Annotated in this window: 25 protein-coding genes; 8 read left to right on the plus strand and 17 right to left on the minus strand. The window is 63.3% G+C overall.

Going from position 1 to position 21,904, the window contains the following annotated elements; translation table 11 throughout:
• Nucleotides 1-19: 19 nt before the first annotated feature.
• Entirely contained in the window at nucleotides 20-160 is a 141-nt protein-coding gene (locus H276_RS24615) for a hypothetical protein (RefSeq protein WP_019971096.1), read from the plus strand.
• Nucleotides 161-560: 400 nt separating this feature from the next.
• On the opposite strand, the gene H276_RS0109625 is transcribed toward H276_RS24615, so the two are convergent.
• Nucleotides 561-1,280, minus strand: coding sequence for a DUF1905 domain-containing protein (locus H276_RS0109625; protein ID WP_019971097.1), 720 nt, complete (start codon nucleotides 1,278-1,280; stop codon nucleotides 561-563).
• 61 nt (nucleotides 1,281-1,341) lie between these two features.
• Here H276_RS0109625 and H276_RS24020 point away from each other — a divergent pair, with 61 nt between their 5' ends.
• Both H276_RS24020 and H276_RS0109635 read left to right on the plus strand, forming a co-directional pair.
• The gene (locus H276_RS24020; protein WP_019971098.1) at nucleotides 1,342-1,575 is read left to right on the plus strand and encodes a hypothetical protein; all 234 of its coding nucleotides are present in this window, start codon (nucleotides 1,342-1,344) and stop codon (nucleotides 1,573-1,575) included.
• Entirely contained in the window at nucleotides 1,572-1,907 is a 336-nt protein-coding gene (locus H276_RS0109635) for a type II toxin-antitoxin system PemK/MazF family toxin (protein ID WP_019971099.1), read from the plus strand. The genes H276_RS24020 and H276_RS0109635 overlap by 4 nt, the downstream gene beginning before the upstream one ends.
• A gap of 169 nt (nucleotides 1,908-2,076) precedes the next feature.
• Here H276_RS0109635 and H276_RS0109640 read toward each other — a convergent pair whose 3' ends face one another.
• Together H276_RS0109640 and H276_RS24025 are read right to left on the minus strand one after the other, a co-directional pair.
• Nucleotides 2,077-2,376: a type II toxin-antitoxin system RelE/ParE family toxin gene (locus tag H276_RS0109640; protein WP_019971100.1), complete on the minus strand. Its 300-nt coding sequence runs from the start codon at nucleotides 2,374-2,376 to the stop codon at nucleotides 2,077-2,079.
• The gene (locus tag H276_RS24025) at nucleotides 2,373-2,624 is read right to left on the minus strand and encodes a type II toxin-antitoxin system ParD family antitoxin (RefSeq protein WP_081625440.1); all 252 of its coding nucleotides are present in this window, start codon (nucleotides 2,622-2,624) and stop codon (nucleotides 2,373-2,375) included. Before H276_RS24025 ends, H276_RS0109640 begins: the two co-directional genes overlap by 4 nt.
• A gap of 450 nt (nucleotides 2,625-3,074) precedes the next feature.
• Between H276_RS24025 and H276_RS0109645 the strand changes: the two genes are divergently transcribed.
• Together H276_RS0109645 and H276_RS0109650 are read left to right on the plus strand one after the other, a co-directional pair.
• On the plus strand, nucleotides 3,075-3,311 hold the full coding sequence (locus tag H276_RS0109645) for a YlcI/YnfO family protein (protein ID WP_019971101.1): 237 nt from the start codon (nucleotides 3,075-3,077) through the stop codon (nucleotides 3,309-3,311).
• Nucleotides 3,308-3,607, plus strand: coding sequence for a type II toxin-antitoxin system PemK/MazF family toxin (locus H276_RS0109650; RefSeq protein WP_026356780.1), 300 nt, complete (start codon nucleotides 3,308-3,310; stop codon nucleotides 3,605-3,607). The genes H276_RS0109645 and H276_RS0109650 overlap by 4 nt, the downstream gene beginning before the upstream one ends.
• Nucleotides 3,608-4,110: 503 nt before the next feature.
• Here H276_RS0109650 and H276_RS0109655 read toward each other — a convergent pair.
• Nucleotides 4,111-4,614 (minus strand): hypothetical protein, encoded by a 504-nt coding sequence (locus H276_RS0109655; protein ID WP_155943030.1) that lies wholly within the window; start codon nucleotides 4,612-4,614, stop codon nucleotides 4,111-4,113.
• Between the two features lie 605 nt (nucleotides 4,615-5,219).
• Between H276_RS0109655 and H276_RS22800 the strand changes: the two genes are divergently transcribed.
• Nucleotides 5,220-5,606, plus strand: a complete 387-nt coding sequence (locus H276_RS22800; protein WP_019971106.1) for a PIN domain-containing protein — start codon at nucleotides 5,220-5,222, stop codon at nucleotides 5,604-5,606.
• 476 nt (nucleotides 5,607-6,082) lie between these two features.
• On the opposite strand, the gene H276_RS0109675 is transcribed toward H276_RS22800, so the two are convergent.
• Nucleotides 6,083-7,183 (minus strand): glutamate--cysteine ligase, encoded by a 1,101-nt coding sequence (locus H276_RS0109675; protein WP_019971107.1) that lies wholly within the window; start codon nucleotides 7,181-7,183, stop codon nucleotides 6,083-6,085.
• Between the two features lie 500 nt (nucleotides 7,184-7,683).
• Between H276_RS0109675 and H276_RS0109680 the strand changes: the two genes are divergently transcribed.
• Entirely contained in the window at nucleotides 7,684-9,702 is a 2,019-nt protein-coding gene (locus tag H276_RS0109680; protein ID WP_036460871.1) for an MFS transporter, read from the plus strand.
• A gap of 62 nt (nucleotides 9,703-9,764) precedes the next feature.
• Here the strand turns inward: H276_RS0109680 and H276_RS0109685 are convergent, their stop codons facing one another.
• The 5 genes from H276_RS0109685 to crcB (H276_RS0109705) form a co-directional block, all read right to left on the minus strand.
• Nucleotides 9,765-9,956: a hypothetical protein gene (locus H276_RS0109685; RefSeq protein WP_231376641.1), complete on the minus strand. Its 192-nt coding sequence runs from the start codon at nucleotides 9,954-9,956 to the stop codon at nucleotides 9,765-9,767.
• A gap of 88 nt (nucleotides 9,957-10,044) precedes the next feature.
• Nucleotides 10,045-10,359, minus strand: a complete 315-nt coding sequence (locus H276_RS0109690; protein WP_196807880.1) for an ATP-binding cassette domain-containing protein — start codon at nucleotides 10,357-10,359, stop codon at nucleotides 10,045-10,047.
• 285 nt (nucleotides 10,360-10,644) lie between these two features.
• Nucleotides 10,645-11,724 (minus strand): DUF190 domain-containing protein, encoded by a 1,080-nt coding sequence (locus tag H276_RS0109695; RefSeq protein WP_019971111.1) that lies wholly within the window; start codon nucleotides 11,722-11,724, stop codon nucleotides 10,645-10,647.
• Nucleotides 11,721-12,086, minus strand: coding sequence for a fluoride efflux transporter CrcB (crcB, locus tag H276_RS0109700; protein ID WP_019971112.1), 366 nt, complete (start codon nucleotides 12,084-12,086; stop codon nucleotides 11,721-11,723). Before crcB (H276_RS0109700) ends, H276_RS0109695 begins: the two co-directional genes overlap by 4 nt.
• Complete coding sequence (crcB, locus tag H276_RS0109705) at nucleotides 12,083-12,487, minus strand: fluoride efflux transporter CrcB (protein ID WP_019971113.1); 405 nt, start codon at nucleotides 12,485-12,487, stop codon at nucleotides 12,083-12,085. The genes crcB (H276_RS0109700) and crcB (H276_RS0109705) overlap by 4 nt, the downstream gene beginning before the upstream one ends.
• Nucleotides 12,488-12,620: 133 nt before the next feature.
• Here crcB (H276_RS0109705) and eno point away from each other — a divergent pair, with 133 nt between their 5' ends.
• The gene (gene eno / locus H276_RS0109710) at nucleotides 12,621-13,889 is read left to right on the plus strand and encodes a phosphopyruvate hydratase (protein WP_019971114.1); all 1,269 of its coding nucleotides are present in this window, start codon (nucleotides 12,621-12,623) and stop codon (nucleotides 13,887-13,889) included.
• Between the two features lie 26 nt (nucleotides 13,890-13,915).
• Here the strand turns inward: eno and H276_RS0109715 are convergent, their stop codons facing one another.
• Genes H276_RS0109715 through H276_RS0109745 form a run of 7 tightly spaced genes read right to left on the minus strand, consistent with a single transcriptional unit; the run spans nucleotide 13,916 to nucleotide 21,870 of the window.
• Complete coding sequence (locus H276_RS0109715) at nucleotides 13,916-15,943, minus strand: proton-conducting transporter membrane subunit (RefSeq protein ID WP_019971115.1); 2,028 nt, start codon at nucleotides 15,941-15,943, stop codon at nucleotides 13,916-13,918.
• Nucleotides 15,940-16,737 (minus strand): ferredoxin, encoded by a 798-nt coding sequence (locus tag H276_RS0109720; RefSeq protein ID WP_019971116.1) that lies wholly within the window; start codon nucleotides 16,735-16,737, stop codon nucleotides 15,940-15,942. The genes H276_RS0109715 and H276_RS0109720 overlap by 4 nt, the downstream gene beginning before the upstream one ends.
• Nucleotides 16,738-18,258, minus strand: a complete 1,521-nt coding sequence (locus H276_RS0109725; protein WP_019971117.1) for an NADH-quinone oxidoreductase subunit D — start codon at nucleotides 18,256-18,258, stop codon at nucleotides 16,738-16,740.
• Nucleotides 18,255-19,760 carry a proton-conducting transporter membrane subunit gene (locus H276_RS0109730; RefSeq protein WP_019971118.1) on the minus strand — a complete coding sequence of 502 codons (1,506 nt, stop codon included), beginning with the start codon at nucleotides 19,758-19,760 and terminating at the stop codon, nucleotides 18,255-18,257. Before H276_RS0109730 ends, H276_RS0109725 begins: the two co-directional genes overlap by 4 nt.
• Nucleotides 19,761-19,763: 3 nt before the next feature.
• Nucleotides 19,764-20,450, minus strand: coding sequence for a hydrogenase (locus H276_RS0109735; RefSeq protein ID WP_231376642.1), 687 nt, complete (start codon nucleotides 20,448-20,450; stop codon nucleotides 19,764-19,766).
• The gene (locus H276_RS0109740; RefSeq protein ID WP_026356782.1) at nucleotides 20,450-21,409 is read right to left on the minus strand and encodes a respiratory chain complex I subunit 1 family protein; all 960 of its coding nucleotides are present in this window, start codon (nucleotides 21,407-21,409) and stop codon (nucleotides 20,450-20,452) included. The genes H276_RS0109735 and H276_RS0109740 overlap by 1 nt, the downstream gene beginning before the upstream one ends.
• Complete coding sequence (locus tag H276_RS0109745; RefSeq protein WP_026356783.1) at nucleotides 21,406-21,870, minus strand: NUDIX hydrolase; 465 nt, start codon at nucleotides 21,868-21,870, stop codon at nucleotides 21,406-21,408. Before H276_RS0109745 ends, H276_RS0109740 begins: the two co-directional genes overlap by 4 nt.
• Nucleotides 21,871-21,904: the final 34 nt, after the last annotated feature.

The following is a 21,904-nucleotide window of genomic DNA, read 5'->3' on the forward strand; positions in this document are numbered from 1 at the left end:
TCGGACAGCCTCATAGCCAATGGATGTGCAGTCTGCAGTGCAGAATCAAACCACGACTCAGCTGGGCGACGACGATTTCGATGAGGGCGTTGAAACCTTTTGGCGACTATTCGCCGCCAATCTCGGTGAGATCGCAAAACAGAAAACCATCACTATCTGAACCAGGCCGCGACCTATCAGGCCACTGACATCCGGATCGGTTTCGTCGTCGCATTGCGCACCAGGACCTATCCGACAGCAGCGCCGCACCCGCACCTGACGTCCCTGTTCACACACGAGGTTGTCGACGTCGTGGGAGACGACGTGGCTCGGCATCTGGTTCTGGTCGACGTTCCTGGGAACCGGAGCTCTCCGGCGGCGAAGAAGGCGAAGACTTGACGCGGGGCTGACAGGGGGCGTCTGTCACGGACAGCGTCACGCCACGAGTGTCCGCATCGGCAAGATCGACTGACACGATGTCGAGCGGCAGGCGCAGAGTTGGAACCGTTAGCTAAGTTGAGCTCGCCGCACAAGCACAGAGGCGATGCAGGACACGCCGCTTACATTCGGGACCAACTCGGCTACGGTCGGAGGATATCGGCCGGTGTGGCGATCTTGACGAATGGACGTGCCGCGGCTGCGAGTTCGTTGTCGGCGGTGACTAGCGCATCGGCCTGCAGTTGGGTTAGCACGAGGTATTCGATTTGGTGGATGTCGGGCCAGCTGAGTTTGGCGGCAAATTGCCAGGCATGGTCTTCCAAGGAGCGGTCGCCGAGGAAGCGGATCTTCAGGCCACGGAGACAGTGGAGAATCTGGCGGCCGGTGCGTTCGTCGATCTCGCCACGGTGCACCGATTGATAGACCAGCGCTAGTGCCTGCGAGCGCAGCAAAATGGGGGCGGTGAGGCTGTGCTGCGGGGGAATTGTTGCCCCGCCGGTAGCGAGGTCGATGGCCACTGGAGCATCGATGACGAAGGTGGTCATCTCGGCATTCTCGCCGACAACGGCGCTGTCCTGTGGGCCGACGTGCAGCCGCACCGGCACCTGATCGCCGTCGTCGATGCCTTCGGAGCGGCGTAGCGCGACCTTCAGTGGCACCAAGTAGGTGCCGTCTTTCGGCATCAGTGACGTCTCCACCTCGGTGTTGCCGATACGTACCTGCGCCGGGATGCCACCCCAGCCGTAGGTCAGCTCGCCGATGTGCCGGTGCAGGAATTCATCAATGTGTGCCGGTGCGGCAACGAAGAAGTAGGGTGCGGGACCACGCCATTGGAACACCTCGGCGTCAAACTCCCAGTCCACGCGTCAACACTACGACCGCCGTCACCCTGCCCTGTGTCTACAATTCGTCTACACTGGTTCCATGGCAGCAGAAACCACAACTGTCCGAGTCCGCCGTCCCGATTCTGAGCGGCTGCAATCTCTAGCCAAGGCTCGTCAAACCGCCGTCGTCGACGTCGTACACGCAGCCATCGACGCCTTGGAAAGGCAGGAATTCTTGCGAGGGCTCAACGGGGACTACCAGCGCCTGCGCAACGACCCCGAACTGTGGGAGCAATACCTGGCCGAGCGTCACGAGTGGGATGCACTGGCTTGATCTGGAGAGGGGAGATCTACGACGTCGATCTCGGCCAGCCAGTCGGACACGAGCCGGCCTTTCGCCGCCCGGCGGTGGTGGTGTCGGTCGACATTCTCAACAACGGACCGGGCGGTCTGGTGGTCGTCGTCCCGATCACGACCGCTGGTTACGGTCTGGGAAGCCACGTCGAACTTGAGCCAGCGAGCAGCGGGCTGGACCATGTTTCCTACGCTCGCTGCGACCAACTGCGAGTGGTCTCCGTCGAACGACTGTCATCTCGCCAGGGAATGATCAGTCCAGAACAGATGCAAGCCATTGACCAAGCACTGCGCTTCGTCCTAGATCTGTAGTGCCCAGCTCTCGGCGTAGATCGCTGTCGCCTGTCCGGTCTTGGTTGAGTTGGCGGTCACTCCCAGGGGAGCGCCAGCAAGATTGGGATTCGGAAACGCTGTCGCGTATCGGTGAAGTTGGCGGTTCCGAACGATAATCCCGACTGCTTGGGCACGAGGCTGCCGCACGTCAGTCGAGGTGCCGGTCGACATCCATGCGCTTGTGGAGGATACGCACTACGTCGACCGGCTCTCCACCGGCGCCCACACGGTAATAAGGCGTGTGCGATCCCGCAGTATGCCGCCGGTAGCCGGCGCGAACCTCGTCGCAAGACCCCCCAATGAGCGGGTTGTTCGCCACAAGCTCAACGGCATGCTGAATCACGCGCACGTACGCGTCAGCCTGGTCGTCATTCCAACGTTGGGAGGTATAGTCCCAGATCTGCTCCAGATCGGCCTGGGCGGCAGGGGACAGCACATAGCGGCTCACCGCCCGTGAGGTCCGCCGGCACGTTTCCGTGACACGAACGTGTCGAACTCGAACGGTGTTGACGCTCCGCTATTTTCACCAGCTACTAGTGCGTCGCGAAGGGCGTTTAAGCGTGTCTCGCGTTCCTCGAGCAGCCTGAGTGCGGCGCGTACGACGTCACTTGCCGACCGATATCGTCCCGAGGCGACCTCGTCTTCGATAAACGCGTTGAAGTGCTCATCCAGGCTGAACGAGGTGTTTCGACCCATACGAGAACCGTACCAATTATTGGTACACGTTGCATGGCGATCACGGACAATCCGGATCAACGACATACCCACCGTTCGCCAGAGTGCCGACCAAAAAGGCCGGCGAGCCGCGATCGCCCGTTTGACTGAGAATCGTCGGGCGAGCCGCCGTCCGACAGGCTGACTGCGACAACCGCCAGGTTCACTGAGACCAGACATCGCCGGATGAAAACAATTAGGGCGCAACGCAATAGGACGTACGTACCGGTAACCCGCCATATTCGATTCCGTCGCATTCCAGCTGATTCGCATCAGTGGAGATGCGGCAGGGAGAAGGCGCTATTGCCCGGACCACTGTGCGCGATCAGTTGACACGTCTTCGCGTGGTTCCGCGCAAGTTTGTTTGCTGGAGCGTCCACGCATTCCGCAAGCTCGGTAGCGCTTCGCATCCCATATTGGTACCATTGCGCTATGAGCAAGCAGATCGCCGTTCGGCTTCCGGACGAAGTCGTCGATTTCATTGACAGGGAAGTGGACCAACAGCACGTCGAGAGCCGCGCATCATTTGTACTCAAAGCGCTCGAACGCGAACGTCGCCGGCTGATCGCTGCCCGCGATGCGGCGATTCTCGCCAAGCGGACCACCACAGACGATGACTTCGATGCGCTCGCTGCTCATGCCTCCACCTTCGAACTGGATATCGATTGAGACCAATTCACGTCGCCCAACTTGATAAGGCTCGGCCGGTTCTGATCCTGACTCGGGAACTCGTGCGGCCTCACCTAACCAGGGTCACCGTGGCACCGATCACCGGAACAGTTCGCGGCCTGTCGACCGAAGTTCCGGTAGGTGTGCGTAACGGGCTCGAGAAAGATTCCGTCGTCAGCGTCGACAACATTGTCACGATCCCGGTTGCGGCACTGGGGCGTCAAATAGGTTTCTTTCTTCCTGATCAAGAGGAATTGCTGACAGCGGCGATCCAGCACGCGTTCGATCTCGACTGACAAGCAAGGGCAACTGCCGTGCGGGGATCCAATGATTGAGCCTCCAGGGCTCCCTGCAGGCAGCGTTGGCCTTTAAATAGGGAACGCGTCTGCGGCGGCGAAGAGGTCGTCGTCGCTGCGAAATCACTTGGGTGCCAGCGTAAGGCGGCGTATCTTACTGGTAACCCGCCGTACTCGATTCGGCCGTATTCGCGAGGTAGAAAATCGCGGTCATTCCGCGGGCCGGTGAGGAGAGAACGTCGTCCGCTGTCGCCGCGACAGCACGGGGTCTCGGCGTATTGCGCCGATCAGCCCAGCGGCACGATTAGGCGCCTATATTCGATTCCGCCTATTCCTCCCGATACGCAGCAGCGCATCGTTCTAGGTGTGGCAGGGGAGAGGCACCGATTGGCGGTATCGTACCGAATTTCACACCGTTCGCTGGCAGCGGTAAATCGCTCTTAACGCAACGACAGGGCGGGTAAACGAACCGGAAAGCAGCGGAAAACCCTGGACCCTTCCGGCTAGGAAACCCGCAGGAAGTTGCCCGCCGGGTCGTAGTACACGGTCTGGCGATCGCGCTCCGGGCCGTTGACGATGTAGAGTTCGATCTCCCCGGACATGCTTTCCCGGGCGACGGTGGCGCCGCTGGCGGACATCTCGGTCCGGTCACCCTGGACGCGGTTGAAGGAATCTTCCCAAGAATTGACGAGTATCTCCGGGCTGACTAGATCGGCCCCGAACAGGGTTGCCACCAGTGCATCGTAATTTTCCGCTCCCCCATAATCGTATGGCCGGATATCGGTCCGGCCGTCGGGATAGGCGACGTACTGGTTGAATTCGGTGGGTTTCGCCGGATCCAATGCGTCGACGCTCAAATTTCCGGTCGGTGAAATCGCTATCGACTGCACCTGGATCTCGCCCAGCCGTGCACCAGTCAACTTCTCCAACGTCGAGTTGGCCTGGTTGACTGTCTCGACGGTAAGGGCTGCGGGCGTCGACTCCACGGTCTGGGTAACCGGTGTCACATCCTCCGGTTGAGAGGACTGCCCGCACGCGACGAGCATCCCGCCAGCGATGAGGACGCTTAGTACGGTTGTCGATGTTCTATACACAGAACTGAACTTTAGTGCTGGACGGCCCAACGAAGGGCGGCACCGCCTTCTTCGGCGCCATCGACGACGCCCACTAACGAGGTCGAGCGAGCGAGGATGGTATTCCTCGGTCTTGCAGAACAATAGGCGAGAACCGTTCGGCCGCAGTGCAATACAGTGTAGTTTGCCGGTAACCCTGCATATTCGATTCCTACATATTCTCACCCGTAGCCGATCAACTCGGTGTAGCACTTCACTACAGGGTGGTACACTTGCGGAGTGCCGACGACACGTCCTCGATATCAGGTAACAGAGACACCGGCGGTTGCCCGCGCCCTGGATAGAGCAGCGAAACGATGGCCCGGAGAGCCTCGATCACGCCTGCTCGTACGGCTTGTCGAAGCGGGGGGCGACATGCTCGCGAATGACGAGTCCGCCGACAAACAAGATCATCGATCCGCGGTATTGGCCAGCGCGGGCCGTTACGCCGAGGCATTCGGTCCTGACTATCTCGCCGAGCTGAGAGCGGACTGGCCAGCGTGATCGCAGTGGACGCGAGTGCTCTGATCGCTCATTTGAATCCAGCCGATCCGCATCATCGAGCAGCCACTGAAGTCCTACTGGCCGGCACGCCCGGGGAGATGCTCGTGCACATGATCACAATGGCGGAAGTGTTGGTCGGCGGCGTCCGGATAGGACAGGGCGCTTCGATGCGCGATGACATCCACGCCGCCGGAATCGCGGTCGCGCCTCACGACAACGGGGAACCATTACGACTTGCCGAACTGCGTGCCAGCAGTGGGCTGAAGTTGCCCGACTGTTGCGTTCTTGACGTCGCGATACGACACCAAGCAAGCCTTGCAACCTTCGACCACGCACTGGCCGCGGAAGCTGCAAAGCGCGGCGTACCTATTGCCAGTACGTGAATGCGAAACCCGTTGGCCAGCAACGCAATATGCAGTGGTTTAGTTGACATAATGTAGCTTATCGGTACAAACTAGTGCGAGTTGCACTAAAACGAAAGTGCTCGCACGTCTTGACGATTGGCCGATTTGAGCACGTCACGGTACCGATTCTGTGTACTCATTTCCTAACGGGCCGCCTGCAACAGTTGTTCATACGGGCCACTCTGCCGCCGCGCAGCGTGACCCCTTGATCGGCGGGGCGTCCCGTACGGCTAGTTGTGTTGCGGAGGCCTCGATCTCCAACGCCTGAGCGTCTGGAACTCTTGGATGTTACTGGGTTCGGAGCGCTACCGCGCTTGCCCTTCGGAACTTCCAAATCGTCACTGTGACGAATATGTTCGTGAGGCTGAGGCTGGATGTGCTGGCACCAGTGTCGCGAACACCCGACTCCGGTCTTGATCGTCTGCTGAGCCGGATGTCCGCGTGGCCGAGATATATCATTCGAATGTTGTTGTTGCCATGGCTATTTCATCAATTACGTCATCGACCTGTTTACGACGGCCCCACACGCGGCGCTGCCGCATCGCGCCATTGCCCGCCTGCGCGATGCGCGCCAACTCATCGCGCGCCATATCGTAGTCGCCCAACGCTTCGAGGGCCGGTCGCACGTGTTCAATGAGCTGAGCCGCGAGCAGCTGCGTCGGAGCCAGTGCGGAATCGGCGATCAGATCGATCGCCTGGCCGTCGAGCCCATCGTGGGCCGCTCTCCAGTGCGCAGCCCGCAGGGCCCAGTCCGTGGGCCGCGGTGCCCGATCCCCGCGCTCCCATGCTTGCAGCGCCGTCATCACACAGGCACGGATAAGCGTAGCCAGCAACACAGTCTCGGCCACCGTGGCAGGCACGTCGGCCACGCGCACCTCGACTGTCGGAAACCGGGCCGACGGCCGCATATCCCAATAGACCATGCCGTAGTCAAGTGCGGCACCAGAGTCGACCAGGGCGTGGACTGTGGCATCGTACTGTTCGACCGACTCGAAGTATGGCGGCGGTCCAGAGCTCGGCCAGTGGGACCACAGTATGCTGCGGAAACTCGCGTAGCCGGTGTCGGTGTTGCGGTAGATCGCTGAGTTAGCGGTCAAGGCCAGCAATAGGTGCAAGATGGGTCGGATCCGGTTACTGACATCGATGGCGGCCGCGCGGCTGGGGACTGCGACGTGCACGTGGCACCCGCAGACACCTTGCTCGTGCGCGATGATGCCGAACCGATCGGCAATCCGGCGGTAGCGCGGGGTGCTGGTGACCGGGAACGTGTGTGGCACCGTCGGTGGCAGCGCGACGGCCAACAGCTGCGTCTCATTGGCCTCCGCCGCCTCGGAGGCAATGCGCCGCAGCCGGCTGAGCTCGGCGCGCAACTCCGCGCTGCTGTTGATCACGTCGGTGGTGGTCTCAACCTGACAGCTGGTGAGCTCGAGCTGCAGCTCAACGTCATGTTTGGCCGCATATTCGGCGACGGCTTTATTGCGGGCGGCGGGGTAGCCGTGTCGCTGATCGACGAGGAGAAACTCCTCCTCCACGCCGAAGGTGGGATGACTGGCCATGGCTGGGGATTGCCCGACAGGCGATGCACCAAACAGGGGCCATCCGGGAAACGGCGGTCCGACGCCACGGTCGAACACCCGTGTCGGGCATATGTCGATGCAGCCGGCTTGTGCAGTGACCCGGGATCGGCGATCCGGGCGCCCGTTCCAATCCGAGGTGGTCGTGCAGTGTGCCGTGCCGATATTCGTGTCGAAACAGCCCCCACGCCCGCAGGATCGGAATCACTTGGTCGACTTGAACCGTCGACAGCGCCGGCCCGGAACCACTCGTCTATCGCGTCGCCGGCCGGACGGTATGTTCAACTTCCCCGATTCAGGCATACACAACTGGCCCGAGCGGGGCGCACAACTACACCAGATGGGTAAGCGCCCTGCCGCGGAATAAATTCGCCTACGCCGAGGTTTGACGGGCACGTGCCCGAGTGCAACCAAGTAGCTGACTGGCCTAGCGCGGCGATACGTCGCCACCCATCACCGGTAGTGATCGAGGGGTGTCGGTGATGCGCCAGGGACCGCTGGCTGGACGCTATCCGGCCGTCGCCGCGATGGTGACGCTCGCACTCATTCCGTACCTGGCACTGTCCGCGGCGATCGACCCGTTGGTGCCGATCATCGCTGAGCAACTGCACATGAGCACTCAGGCGATGAGCCTGAGCTCCGGCTTGGGCAATGCCGCTTATGCGGTCGGTACCGTGCTGGCGGTTCAGTTCGCCCAGCACCTGCCACAGCGCAGAATGCTGCTTGCCTATGCCGTTGTTCTGGCGATCGGGTCGGTGCTGGCAGCCGCCGCCCAGAACCCCGGAATGTTTGTCTGCGGCCACGTACTGCAAGGCCTGGCGACGAGCATGCTGCTCATCGCCGCCGCACCACCGCTGACGATTGGCTTTCCCAGATATCGACTGCGCCATACGGCCGTGATCATGAACATGTGTGTGTTCGGCGCGGTCGCGCTCGGTCCGTTCATCGGCGGTGTACAAGCCGAGTCACACGCTTGGCGACCCCTGTTCTGGGTCGTTGCGGGCATCGCACTGTTGGCACTCGTGATGGCCGCGTTGACGTTCGACGACGCTCCGCCGGCAGACCTGGACGCGCCACGAGATCTGTGGGCCATCGGGTTGTCCTCGGTGGGCTGCGCGGCAGCTTTCATCGGTGCCTCGCAACTCACAACGCACGGCTTCGGGGATGTGGCCGTGTCTGCACCGATGTTCGGCGGCCTCGCGTTGATCGTGATTCTGATCGTCTATCAATTCCGCGCCAGCCGGCCGCTGTTGACGATCCGGACGATGCTGACCAGCTCGATCCCGGTGGCCGGTGTGGGCGTTGCACTGTTCGCTGCAGCCGCCTCGGTGGCGGCGACCGCATTGACCGCCGAGGTCTTCCTGCAGACGTACACGCCGGTGCAGGTGGGGCTGATGTATCTTCCCGAGCTCGGTGGCGCGGTGGTTATGGCCTTCGTGTTCGGCTTCGTCATCTCTCGACGGTCAATGCATTACCTGCCGCTTGTCGGCATGGGGTTGCTCGCCGCCGGGATCGTCGTGTTCTGGTTCGCGCTGCCGGCCAGTCAGCCGCTGGCCCTGCTGGCGTCGGCGTTGACGGGACTGGCACTGGGTGCGACCGTCGCTCCTGCGCTCTTTGTTGCGGGCTTCTCGCTGCAGTCCAACAGTCTGCAGCGTGTCTTCGCGATCATCGAGCTGCTACGAGCAGTGGCCGCATTCATGGTGGCGCCCATCTTCGCCCACTTTGCGGCGACGGTGTCGACCGATCTGGCGACAGGTACCGGCTATGCGCTGTGGGTCGGATTAGGGCTGGCGATCGGCGGCGCGATGTTCGGCGTGGCGGTCTACGTTCTGAGTGGCGCGCGACCCCAAACACCCGATCTCGATCGCTTTCTCGATGGCGAAGCCCCCGCGTGGTATTCACCACCGCTGCTGGCCAAGCTCAGGGGCGCGGCTGCGGCGTCTCCGATTTCTGTCGAACCTGCCCCGCTCGGTAGTCCCTCACCCGTGCATGACGGGTCGGCGAGTGCCGGGCCCGTATTGTTCGCCTACGACGGTTCCGAGCTTGCCGGATTCGCCATCGAGCAGGCTGCCGCGCAGCTTCCGCCATGGCGCGATGCACTCGTGGTGTGCGTGTGGCAACCCGTCGACGTGGGTTTCACCCCTGTCGGCTCACGGCATTTCGACGCTGATCAGGCGACCGAGGTTCGGCACGCCGCGGAGCGCACCGCGGCGCATGGCGCATCGCTCGCAGAAGATGCCGGATTTCTCGCCAGCAGCATCGCCGTCGAGGCCTCCCCCACTTGGCGGGGCATCGTCGAGACCGCTCGTGAGCACAATGCGAGTCTGATCGTGATCGGTCCCCACCGGCGGAGCGGACTGCTGGGACACCTGCAAGGCAGCGTGGCTGGCGCGGTCATCGCACACGCTCCGACGCCGGTTCTTGTGATCCCTGAGCAAGCGAACCGACAGGGTGACGAGACGGGCAGGGTGGTCGCCGAGACAAGCGTTGCTCGCCTGTAGACGAGGCGTCGCTATTTGCCGGTGTCGGCCATTCAGCCGAAATGTCTGGTATCTCAGAGCGGCTACTCCCCGGCTGTGTATGCATACAGCGCAACGATGCTGACGACAACCGAGACGTGCGCCCCGGACTCGGTGACGGCCACGCTGTGATTGTGGGAAACGCCTTGGAGTGCAAACCCTTCGGTGGAATCAGCCGCACTGTTGATCTTTTCCTCGAGTGACCGGAGCGCAGCGCCGAGCGCCTGTGTCAACACGTCGTGAACGTTGCAACCGATTTCCGCCGCAACCGCGGACAAGCTGGCGTGATTCATGGTCAGTAGTGGTCAACGCCGTCGTAGGAGGTCAGTCCCCCCGGTAGCCTCGTCTTCGTCCACGCCTGGTTCCGGTGCGAACGAGCGGGATCAGATAAGGTTCTGCAGACAGCACGCTGATGGCGGCATTGGCGGACAGCCGGACCGTACCCGACATCGGCGACTGCAATCCGGCGATCAGCTCGAGCAAGGCCGATTTGCCTGCGTCGGCCGGCCCCAATACTCCAATCCGGGTGTGTGGCTTGATCGTCAGGGACACATCCGAGAGCACCGCCTTGGTGCCATGGACGACGGACGCGGCTTGCAGGGTACAGATCGAGGAGGAGCGCAATGGGCGTCGCCTCATCGATGTCTCCATCCACCGGCGTTGGAGTGGCCGGTGAAGCAGACAGTCGAGCAAAGCCGACCGTCAGGTGTTGAGCGGCGGGGCATAGTTCCTCCCTGATCGTCATCAGGGACCGTCAGCGGCATTCCGCGGTGTCGGGCGAGCCCCATCGCCACTCTCCATCGTGCCGCCTAACAAGCAGATTCGCCAGAGATCGCCGAGACTCAGTCGCGGGCAGGTTGCCGGTGCGTGCGGCCGGGTTTATCGCCGGCGGCGCAACGGTTTTGGCAGCCGTAGGTGCCACGGTCAGTAGTTGTGGCGGGCCAGTTGCGTTCCACCATCGCGGCGGTCGCCGTCGAGGCTGACTTGTGCGGGGACCATTTCGCTGGTGACCAAGCCATGCTCGGCGGTGATGTCGTCGACGATGTCGAAGGATGCGGCGATGTTGTCCGGGGTGTCGATGATGATGGTGGTGACGGGGACGTGGCGGACGAGTTGGAACATCTTGTCGCCGTGGGGTTCATGGTCTCCGTGGAAGCCCCAGATGCCGCGGAGTACCGTGGCGCCGCGGGAGGATCGCTGGCGACGCAGTTCTTGCACGAGCGCTCGGTGGATGGGTTGGCCCCCGTGGGAGGTGGCCTCAGACGTATACACCATGAGCTTCTGCCACAACGGCAAGCCGTGCTCATCGGTCCCCGGTAACGCATGCGGTCGTTCGAAAAGCTGACCGTCGCGTTTGCAGATGCGAACGCGTTCGATGGTGATCAGTGGCCGGTGCAGCAGACCGCCCAGTTCGGGAATGATCTTGCCGATCTGTTCGCCGCTGCCCACTGCGATGATCATCACCGGCACATCGGCATTGCGGTCGAAGAAGCGTGCTCGAACACGGCGCCCATGACTGGTGCCGTCGACCCCGAGAAACACCGAGGCGCCGGCGAGCCGGCGTCGGTACATCAGATCGCACAACGCGACATACGCCGGTACGCCGTAAACGCGTTCTTTCCTGCCGACATAGATGGTGAGTTTGGTCGCTTCGTGCAATTCGTCGGTCAGCTCGATCGACCCGATGTCGTTTTCTAACATGCGCGCACGCTCCAACGTGAGCAGCCCTCGCTTCTTCATGGCGATGAGTGGTTCGAGAACACTGTTGATCACCGGTGCGGTGTCGACGGCCACCACTGCCACAGGCGGGTCTTCGGACATGGACAGTGACTGGTCGGTGCGCATGTGATGGCGCAAACCGAATCCGGCGATGCCGCGTAGCACAATGCTGGAGGCGATCTGGTGGCGGCCGTAGAGATCCAGCATCGCGTCGGCGAGGAACCGACCCTCGGTGCGTTGGCGTTCGCCGAAATAGGTGGTGAGTTTGAGGCAGTCGTCGATCACAAGTGTTCTCCGATCAGTTGTCCGCACGTGGCCGCCGCCAATCCGCAGGTGATGCTTGCTACCACGTTGACGATGGCCAGCCGGTATTGGTGTTCTTCGGTGAGCCTCTGGGTTTCGAGCATCCACGTCGAGAAGGTGGTGTACGCGCCGATGACTCCGGTGCCCACGAGGAACGTGATGTGTGGATCAGGGGCAAGACCACTGAGCCCGCCGAGTACGACGGCTCCCGTGAGGTTCACCGCCAGCGTGCCTGACGGAAACCGCCCGGCCGTGCGCGACATGACCTGGCGATCGACGATGAACCGTAGGACCGCCCCGAAGCCGCCCGCCAGAAGCAGTCCGCCCCACGACAGCGCTGTCATGCGCGCCCGCGGCTCTGAACACGGCGAGTCAACACACTGGCCACGTGCACCGCGACGAGGCCCACGCTGATGCTGACTATCGCGTAGCCCGCTGCCAGGCGGTACTGCTGGGCTTCGATCATGTGGACGATCTCGACCTGCATGGTGGAAAACGTTGTCAAACCGCCACATACGCCAGTCCCGAGCAGCGGCCGTCGGTAACTCGACAACGGCAGCCGCTCCAGCAGACGTGTGGTGAAGTATCCCACGAGGAGTGCCCCGGCAATGTTGACGATGAAGGTGGGCCAGGGCCATTGGCCTGGCGCCGCGGGCAGGACGGTGGCCACCACGGCGCGCAGGCCAGTGCCGACTGCCCCACCCGCGAACACCGCTGCGAGTTCCCGATTGTCGTGACCGAACATTGATCTCCTTTGTCGCGTGGAGGGATATCGTGGAACCGATGGCGGTGGGGCTCGCCAGAACCGCTCGTCCACGCCGGAGAGCCAACGGTCCCTGATCAGTGGTGAACGCTGGACAGTTGACGGAGGTATACAGATGGTGGTCCGATTCTCGTCGTTGTCGGCCTTGGAAATTCTCGATTCTCGTGCCCAGCCCACCGTGTGGGTGCAGGCACAACTGGCCGCGGGTCCCCGTGTCTGCGCCGGGGTGCCGTCGGGTGCCTCTACCGGCAGCCGCGAGGCGGTCGAACTGCGCGATCACACCGACCGCTACCACGGCCGGGGCGTCGAGCGGGCGGTGGCCAACGTGAACGGTCCGATTGCCGACATGCTGATCGGCCCGGATTGGTCGTCGCTCGCCGAAATCGACCTGGCACTGCGAGAACTCGATGGCACGCCCGACAAATCGCGATTGGGCGCGAACGCTATCGTGGGGGTGTCGATGGCCGCGGCGCGTGGCTTCGCGGCCGTCGCCGACCAACCGTTGTGGCAATGGCTGACTCCGGTCGGTGTCACCGCGCGCCTGCCGGTCCCCTATTTCAATGTCATCAACGGCGGGGTGCATGCACCCAATCCTCTTGATTTCCAAGAGTTCATGATCGCCCCGCAGGGAGCACCTTCGCTGCCCGAGGCGATGCGCGCCGGAGCTGAGATCTATGCACAGCTGCGGAATACGCTGAGCCGGCGTGGTTTTGTCACGTCGCTGGGAGATGAGGGCGGCTTCGCCCCCGATGTCGCCGGCCCCGAGGACGCACTGGTGCTGCTCACCGAGGCCATCGATGCGGCGGGCTACCGATGCGGACGCGGCGGTGTGACGATCGCTCTGGACCCCGCCGCGAGTGAATTCTACCGGGAAGGACGGTATCTGGTGGATGGTCAAGCGTTGTCCAGCCAGGAGATGATCGACCGCTACCGCACGATCATCGACGATTTCCCGGTGTCCAGCATCGAAGACGGTTTGGCCGAAACCGATCATGAGGGTTGGCGCACCTTGACCGAGTCCCTGGGTGAGCGTGTCCAACTCGTCGGCGATGACAACTTCGTCACATGCGCCGACACCATAGCCGCCGCGGCGCGAAGCGGTATCGCCAACGCCGCGTTGATCAAGGTCAATCAGGTCGGCACGGTATCGGAAACCCTTGATGCCCTGCATACCTGCCGGACCTGTGGCTACGGTGCCATGGTGTCGCATCGCTCCGGCGAAACCATCGATGCTTTCATCGCCGACCTCGCCGTGGGGTCCGGATTCGGCCAGATCAAGTCGGGAGCCCCAGCCCGCGGCGAGCGTTCCGCCAAGTACAACCGCCTGCTGGACATCGCCGCGCACAGCACCGCGCTGCCGTTCGGTCTGCTCAGTGGTGAGTGAAGCGGTCATATCGAGGCGTCCGCCGGCTATGAGGTGGCGATGACGACGGCCAGAACAGCGAGGACCGCCAGCAGCATGTACGCCATGTAGGCGTCGAGGCGCCCGGACTGCAGCCTTTTGGCGGTGCGTGACACCCACAGCACGGCGCGGATCATCGGTCGATAGAAATACCGTTCGATGACGTCAACGACATCGACGTGATAGGCGAGCGAAGGCGCCGACGTGGCCGGCCCGGTCGCCGGAGAACTGTTGACCAGTTCCGATCGGGTGAGCAGCACAGTGGCCAGGACATGGCGCACCGGATTGGCGTAGGCGAACGACGTATAGCCCACACCGCGGCCGACCCCCGGCGATGCCGACGACCAGGCCGGCGCGCGACGTACTCGAAACGGGTTGCGGCCGGACAGTATTGCCGCTGTCGCGGCGATCAGCACCGCCAACGTAGGCAAGACGATCCACAGCCAGCTCGGCGACAACGCAGAGAAATCGGCGAACACGGGTTGCAAAACCCATGGGGCCGCATTAGCCCCGGCGGCCTGGCCACCGACGATCGGCGCCAGCCCTGCGGCAATCATTCTGACGACCGACGGAGCGCCGGCTGCCACGCCCAGGCACCCAAAGACGAGGATCGCCACGGCCGTTCGATAGAGCCACTGGCGGTCGAGTCTGCGCCCGGCGCCGTCGTACCCGGGCTCGTCCAGACGAGGCGGCCCGAACGCGGTGAGGGATACGACCCGGACGAACGTGACCGCTGCGATACCGATGGTCAGTGCAACCAGCGCACCAGCAGCGGCGGTGACCAGCTGCATGGACAGGCTTGACACCCGGAACTGCTGCATCAGTGATTCGAGTGTGAACCATTCAGAGGCGAACCCTGCTGTCAACGGCAGTCCGGCCAACGTGAATGCGCCGATCACCAATGCTGTTCCAGCACATGGCAGCCGTTTGACGACTCCTCCGAGGCGGTCCAGATCGGTAGTCCCGGTAGCCGATTCGATAGCGGTGGTGGCCACGAAGATGGTCGTCTTGCCCAGGGCGTGGGCGATCACCTGCGAGGTCGCGGCAACCAATCCGGCGGCGGTCATGGCGGCGTTGCCGGCAGAGGCGCCGACCAGTGCAGCACCGTAGCCCGCGGTGATGACACCGGCGTTTTCGACACTCGACCACGACACCAGCACCGCGAGATCCGGATGGACGGCGGCATGGGCGATGCCGAGGATCGCGGTCAGTCCGCCGACCATCAAGACGGTGCAGGTGAGCCAGACCGGTGGTGGACCGAGAACTTGCAGCGTGCGCCACATTCCGTAGAAGCCGACGTTGACCGCTGAGCCAGCCATGACCGCACGCGCCGGGCCCGGTGCGGCAGGGTAGCCCCGTGGCATCCACAGGTGAGCCGGCACGAGCCCCACCTTGATGCCGAAACCGAGCAGCAGCATCGCATAGGCGGTTTGCCCGAGTGCACTGTGCGTATCGACGCCGTGGGCGGTGAAGGCAAACGAGTGGGTGCGTCCCGCGATGAGCAGCGCACCCGTCAACAGCGCGGCGCCGCTGGCGCGGCCGAAGACGGCGGTCATTATCGATCCGGTATCGCGCCCGGGTCGCGTTCGGTCATAGCCGGACAGCAGATAGAAGGCCACGGTGAGTGCCTCCCAGCCGAACAGCAGAATGAACAGATTGTCGGCGCTGACAATCAGCGCGACGGCAGCCAACGCCGCGGCGACCGCAGCAGCGAGGCGGGGCCGGTACTCATTGCCGGAGCCTGCCGCTGCGATCAGAGCGGGAATCGCGGCGCCGAAGGCGATGATCAAAAACAGCCCTGACAGGGCGTCCACCCGCAGAGTGGCCGGGCCGAAGGCATCCAGACCGTACAGGGTGATGTGTTGCGGGTGGCCCATCACGGCGGCTGCGCCGGCGATGACCATCAGTCCCGCGGCGCCGATGGTCAACAGCCACGCCGAGGCTGTGAGGACCTGCTTACCTGGTATCGGACCCCAGCCCACGGCCCAGCTGGCCAATGCCGCTGCGCCGAACACGATCAAGCCCGCGATGATCATGTCTTCGTCCTACTGCGTTGTTCAACGCGCCCTAGTGCCAACAGGATTGCATGCAGGAGGCTGAAAGGGGTTGCCGGCGAACCGGGAACCCAGATGTCCACCGGGACGATGTCACCGACGCCGGTGCCGCCGGTGTATCCCCCGCCGATCAGGCCGCCGCTGATCGCATCGGTTCCGGCCGCGATGACCACCGTGGGCGCCGGCATCGCCTGCAGGGTGCGGCGCAGTGGCTCGATCATCCCGGCAGTTCCGATGCCGGTGACGAGCAGGATGTCGGCATGACGGGGGCTCGCGGTGAAAAACAGTCCGAGACGGTGAATGTCGTAGACCGGGTTGGTCAATGCCTGCACTTCCCACTCGTCGCTGCCGTCAGATCCCGCGTCGACGTGCCGTAGATGGACCGAACGCCGCAGCCGTCGGACCCGTCGCGCCAACTGCACACGCAGGTGAGCCAACGCCTCTTCAGATTCATCGACCTGCCCGACGACAAGGCTTTCGCGGTCGACAACGCCCGTGTCGCTGCCGATGTCCCAGCCGAAGACCGCCGGATCGGCATCGATGCAGCGGCCACACATAATGCACCGGCCACGGTCCAGCCGCACCGCCGGATCGACGGTGATCGCTGCGGTCGGGCAGGCCGCGGCAGCCTGCTCGATGCGCGCCAGATCCTGTGGCGAGTCGGGAGCCCGAACGACCTTCACCGCCCCCGCAAATGCGGAGAAGTACGGGTCCGGGCGGGCCGGCCAGCGGCTGGTCAGCACCCCGTTGCGTAATCCTCGTAGCATCCAGGGCATCTACATCGCCACCCCGGCATACGAGAGACCGAAACTGGCCTCGATGAACGGGAAATCGGTGAACACATCGTGGCCGAAGACATCGTGGAACAGCAACATGTTGTGCAGTGAGGCGCTGCGCGCAAAGCAGCGGCCCACGATACCGTCTCGCGCGTCCAGTCCATAGATGACTTCGCCCTGGGGTGCCTCAGCCCAACCGATCGTGTATCCGTCGGCGCCAGTGGGCACCGGTGTGCGGATCGGGCTGTCGGGCAGGCCCATCAGGCGATCACAGGCTTGCCGGATCAACAAGCAGGATGAGTCGATCTCGTTGAAGCGAACCCGAAGTCGGGCTTGGGCGTCGCCGCGATCCTCCACAGCAAGCTGGACGCTCGGAAGTTCGGCGTAGCCGTCATAGGCACGGTGGCGAGCATCGTCGACGCAGCCCGAGCCGCGCCCCACCGGGCCGAGCGCCCCGTGGGCGGCTGCAAGCTGCGGATCGAGGCGACCGGTTCCCCTCACCCGGTCCAAAAATGTGGAGTCGCTCATGAGTGCCTTGCGGTCTGAGGTGATCCGGGTGGCGATGGTGTGAAGTTGTCGGCTTGTCTGGTCGGGGCTGAGCCGTGGCGGGCCGACGATCCCTCCCGGGCACACCACGCCACGGCCGAACCGGTTGCCGCACAACGCCGACACGAGACGCATCACTGTCTCCTTATGCCACGCGAACCGTGCGATCGCGACCGACAGTCCGGCCGCTTCGCAGAGTCTCGCGACAACGTCGAGATGGTTGGCGATACGTTCCAACTCGGCGTGCACGACCCGTACGAGACGTGCCGTGCGCGGCGGGACCACGGTGGTGAGTACTTCGACGGCGTGGACGTAGGCGAGTGCGTGGGCGACCGACGCGATACCTTCGACGCGCTCGGCAACCAGGATGCCGTCGGCCAGTGCCCGGCCCTCGAATTGTTTGGCGATGCCGCGATGTTTGTAATGCGGACGGATATTGAGGTGCGGGATGTTCTCCCCCGGTGTCTCGATCAGAAACTCGATCGACTCGAAAACCCCGGACCGCACCGGACCGAGCGGCAGGCTGAACATGCCGCGTCCGACGACATCGACGGGACCGTGGTGGTCGGTCGCGCGCGAGTGGGGATGTTCCTGCAGGGAGATGTTGTCGAGCTGGCCGGGCCGCGGTGACGGCTGGCCGGGGTCGCGAGGTAACAGCAATGGATCCAGACGCGGATGCCCGAGCGGCGTGACAGAGGAAAGGTCGTGCAGTGCTCGCTCATACCAGAACGCGGCGGGCACGTGCGGGGTCAATGCGGGATACGACGTCTGGCCTGCGGCGTCCGGTGCCAACGCGGTGCGCAGACACCTGACGGTGTCGGGGCCGACCAACAAGGCGTGCAGGACCGCGAGGTTATCTCTGTGGGCACAGTACACCCCGGCGAACCGGTCGCCGGTCTCGACGCGCCCGGTCACCTGTTCATACCAGAGCGGCAGCGGCAGATCCGTCACCGTGGTGGGAGTCGTCAGGGTCACGGTGTCCCCCCAATGAGGGTTCCCGCGGCGTGCTGCAGCAGTGTCGACAATGCGCTCGGTGGCGCCAGTCCCAACAACAGAAGTACAGCCACGCCGGCCACAACCGGGACAACCATCCACAGACTGGGCTCGCCCGCGCTCAACGCACCGCCGCCGTCGGGCTGCTGCGGTACAGGCTTGGCCCGAAAGATGATGCGTGTTGTGGCCACCATCAACCCGAGGAAAGCCAATGTCACCAGACAGATGAGTCCGGCGGTTGCCATATAGCGGCTTTGGCTGAATCCCCCTGCCACAATCTGGAATTCACTGCGGAACAGCGCAAACGGCGGCATCGCCGAAAGCGCCAGTATGGCGACGACGAACATCGGGCCCGACCACGGCAGCAGACGCAAGCCGTCGGCCATCCGGGTCAGGTCCTTGGTGCCGAACTTGTGCACGATCACGCCCGCGCCCATGAACGCATTACCTTTCGCCGCCGCATGCGCCAACACGTGCAGCAGGACACCTGTGGCCGCGACGGGTGCACCGAAGCTGATGCCGATCGCCAGAATTCCCATGTGTTCGACGCTGGAGTAGGCCAGCATTCGCTTGATGTCACGTTGTTCGAGTAGATACAGCGCCGCCAGCAGCAGCGAGAGCACACCGAAGACCAGCAGGACTCTCTGCGGAAAATGTGGTCCCAGGGTCACCACGCTGATCTGGTAATACCGCAGCACGGCGTAAAAGCTCACCGCCAGAAGCGAACCCGACAACAGCACCGACACCGGTGTGGGTGCTTCGGCGTGCGCGTCGGGCAGCCAGGTGTGCATGGGAAACAGGCCGACCTTGGTGCCGTAACCGACGACGGCCAACACGAACGCCAGCCGCACCGGAGTGGCGGGCAGGTGCGGTGCAGCGGCCATGAGCGGATCGAAGGCCAGATCGTAGGACTGGCCAAGGACTTGGGCGCCGGCGTAATACATGAAGATGGTGGCCAGCAGCGCGATCCCGAGCCCGGAGGACGCCAGCAGGACGTACTTCCAGGCGGCCTCGGTGGCGCCCTCGGTGGCATCCAGGGCCACCAACAGTGCCGAGATGACGGTGGTGATTTCCACGGCGATCCACAGCAGCGCCAGGCCATTGACCAGCGGTGCACAGATCATCGACCATGCGAATGCATTGAACCCCACGTAGAACCGGCGGCTGTGAGACGCGAAATGCGCGAGGCTGAGCTCGCGGGGGCCATGCTGCTGCGGCGTCAGGTATCCCACTGCGTAGATGGCGGTCGTTGCATACAGGAAACACGTCGCCAGCAGGAACACGACCGACAGCGCATCGGCACGCAGATAACCCAATGCGGACTGGGTCGTCTTCGCAGTGGCGGAAACCAGGGCGAGGGCACCGACGAGGGTCGCCACCCCGGTCAGCGCGGTCAGCGAGCCGGCAACCCGGTGTGGAACGACCAAACAAGCGATGGTGGTCCCCAAGGGCACACCGGCCAGCAGAATCAGAATCGTCGACATTCGTCAGCCTCGCAACTGATCCAGGGTCTCGGTGGACAGCGATCGGGTCCGCCGATGATGAGTACGCATCAACACGCCGAACACCACCACGGCGACCAAAAGGTCGAACAGGAACGCCACTTCCAAGATCAGGGGCATCCCGGCGGCCACCACCAGACTGGCCAGTGACACACCGTTTTCAAGTGAGAAGAATCCGATCGCCTGGCTGACGACGTCGCGGCGCAACACCATGAGAATGAACGCCACCAACACCACCGCAATGGACAGGCTCAGTGCCGTCGCCGGTAGAACATTGGAGTGGATGTCGAGAACACCGACGGCGAAGAATCCGAATGCGGCCACCACGATGGAGATCAGCACCTCGTTGGCCACCCCCAGCGCTCCGCTACCGGCGATTTCCTCGTCCGCGTCGCGTAACAACGACAGCACCAGTAGCGGTACCACCACCACTTTGAGCAACAGCGACAATCCGGCCAGCGCGTAGAGTTCGGGCACGCCGCGACCGAACGCGACAACCGCGGCCAACACGCTCACCGCCAACGATTGGCCTGCATAGAGCCGCACCTGTGTTCGCAACAACCCCGCACGCAGCATTCCGAATTCGAGCAACAGCACCACCAATGCCACGGTGTTGGCGATGCCGTCGAACACGGTGGGTACGGGATGCCCGGCGGCAAAATCGATCACCATCATCCACCACCCAGGTACAGAGTGAACACTGCAAGAACCGCCAAGAGCAGTGCTGCCGAGACGAATTCAGTTATCTTGAACAAGCGAAGTTTCGCGTAAGTGTTGTCCAGCACCGCGATCACACACCCCAGCAGCAGTGCCTTGCCGACGATGGCCGGGATGGCCAACGCGACTGCGACGGCGTCCGTTGTGGAGGCCAGTCCCCACGGAGCGATGAACACGTTCAGGAAGATGACGAACAAGACGAACTGTTTGGTCGCCGACCCCCATTGCAGCATCGCCAGATCCGGGCCGGAGTGCTCGAACGAACGCCCCGCCTCGATCATGCCGAATTCGGTAGTGCCGGTGTGGGTTTCCACAGGGATCCGACCTGTTTCGAACAGGATCACCATGAACAACGCGGCCGAGGCCAACAGGTGCGCCGGGCGCACGATCTGTTCGGGACCGCTTCTGACCGTGGCACCCAACACGTAGGGCAGGTCAGTGGTGGTGATCAGCGCAACCGTGAAGACCACCAGCAACATGACCGGCTCGGTGATCGCCGCGAAGGTCTTGGCCCGACTCGACGACAGCTGTGCGTAGGCGTCGCCGGTTTCGGCGGCGGCCGCAGCCACCAAGAAACTCGCGAACGCCAGTATCAAGCCGCCGCCGAGAATGTCACCCATATATCCCAACGGCAACGGGTAGCTGGTGAGGACTGGAATCAGCATCGGGACAGTCAGATACGAGGCCAGCGACACGATCGGTGCCAGCCGAAACAGCATGCTGGCCCGGGTCGGCACGATGGTTTCCTTGCCGAAGAATTTCATCAGGTCGTAGTAGGGCTGCAGTACCCGGGGCCCACGTCGCCCCTGCAGCCGGGCTTCGGCCCACGCGATGAACCCGGTGACGCCAGGGGACGCCCCGGCCACCGTGAGAACCTGCAGGCCCTGAATCACCGGCAACGGAAGGGCAGTCACGAAGAACCGCCGTCTGGGCGCCACATATTGCCGACATAGCGACCAATCTCGCCGCGACGGTACGCCAAGTCCGGCAGGAATCCGCCGATCGGCGGACTCAGACGTAGCTGCTTGACCTCGGCCAGCGACACCCAGTCGGGATGCCGGCCCGGTTCGCCCACCAACGGCGTTGTGCGGTTGAAGAGTTCGGCCAGAAATACCAGTTCGACGATGCGGCGCCGGCGGATCGGATCATTGACCTCCAACACCAGTCCGCAGCGATTGGGCTGTACATCCAAGCCGGTTTCTTCACGGACTTCGCGACGTGCGCAGCTGCCCATGTTCTCGTGGCCACGGGGCCGCCCGCCGGGCAATACCCAATCCCCACGGTCTGGTCGTTCGATGAGCAGCACCGTGTCATCGCGGACAACCACCACCGCGCAACGCAAATCGACCGGCGAATCTGCCTCTGGCGTGCTCATATGGTCCACCCGCACAGCCCGCGCGGAAGATTAG

Source organism: Mycobacterium sp. 141, from assembly GCF_000382405.1.
Taxonomy (GTDB): domain Bacteria; phylum Actinomycetota; class Actinomycetes; order Mycobacteriales; family Mycobacteriaceae; genus Mycobacterium.

Bases quoted from the DNA above. Each gene is read 5' to 3' on its own strand.
- H276_RS0109745 (WP_026356783.1), bottom strand. From the start codon at position 21,870: ATGAGCACGCCAGAGGCAGATTCGCCGGTCGATTTGCGTTGCGCGGTG.
- H276_RS0109715 (WP_019971115.1), bottom strand. From the start codon at position 15,943: ATGATCATCGCGGGCTTGATCGTGTTCGGCGCAGCGGCATTGGCCAGC.
- H276_RS24025 (WP_081625440.1), bottom strand. From the start codon at position 2,624: ATGGGTCGAAACACCTCGTTCAGCCTGGATGAGCACTTCAACGCGTTT.
- H276_RS24615 (WP_019971096.1), top strand. From the start codon at position 20: ATGGATGTGCAGTCTGCAGTGCAGAATCAAACCACGACTCAGCTGGGC.
- H276_RS0109645 (WP_019971101.1), top strand. From the start codon at position 3,075: ATGAGCAAGCAGATCGCCGTTCGGCTTCCGGACGAAGTCGTCGATTTC.
- eno (WP_019971114.1), top strand. From the start codon at position 12,621: ATGGTGGTCCGATTCTCGTCGTTGTCGGCCTTGGAAATTCTCGATTCT.
- crcB (WP_019971113.1), bottom strand. From the start codon at position 12,487: ATGTTCGGTCACGACAATCGGGAACTCGCAGCGGTGTTCGCGGGTGGG.
- H276_RS0109675 (WP_019971107.1), bottom strand. From the start codon at position 7,183: ATGGCCAGTCATCCCACCTTCGGCGTGGAGGAGGAGTTTCTCCTCGTC.
- H276_RS0109680 (WP_036460871.1), top strand. From the start codon at position 7,684: ATGCGCCAGGGACCGCTGGCTGGACGCTATCCGGCCGTCGCCGCGATG.
- H276_RS0109735 (WP_231376642.1), bottom strand. From the start codon at position 20,450: ATGGTGATCGATTTTGCCGCCGGGCATCCCGTACCCACCGTGTTCGAC.
- H276_RS0109690 (WP_196807880.1), bottom strand. From the start codon at position 10,359: ATGAGGCGACGCCCATTGCGCTCCTCCTCGATCTGTACCCTGCAAGCC.
- H276_RS0109730 (WP_019971118.1), bottom strand. From the start codon at position 19,760: ATGTCGACGATTCTGATTCTGCTGGCCGGTGTGCCCTTGGGGACCACC.
- crcB (WP_019971112.1), bottom strand. From the start codon at position 12,086: ATGACAGCGCTGTCGTGGGGCGGACTGCTTCTGGCGGGCGGCTTCGGG.
- H276_RS0109720 (WP_019971116.1), bottom strand. From the start codon at position 16,737: ATGCCCTGGATGCTACGAGGATTACGCAACGGGGTGCTGACCAGCCGC.
- H276_RS24020 (WP_019971098.1), top strand. From the start codon at position 1,342: ATGGCAGCAGAAACCACAACTGTCCGAGTCCGCCGTCCCGATTCTGAG.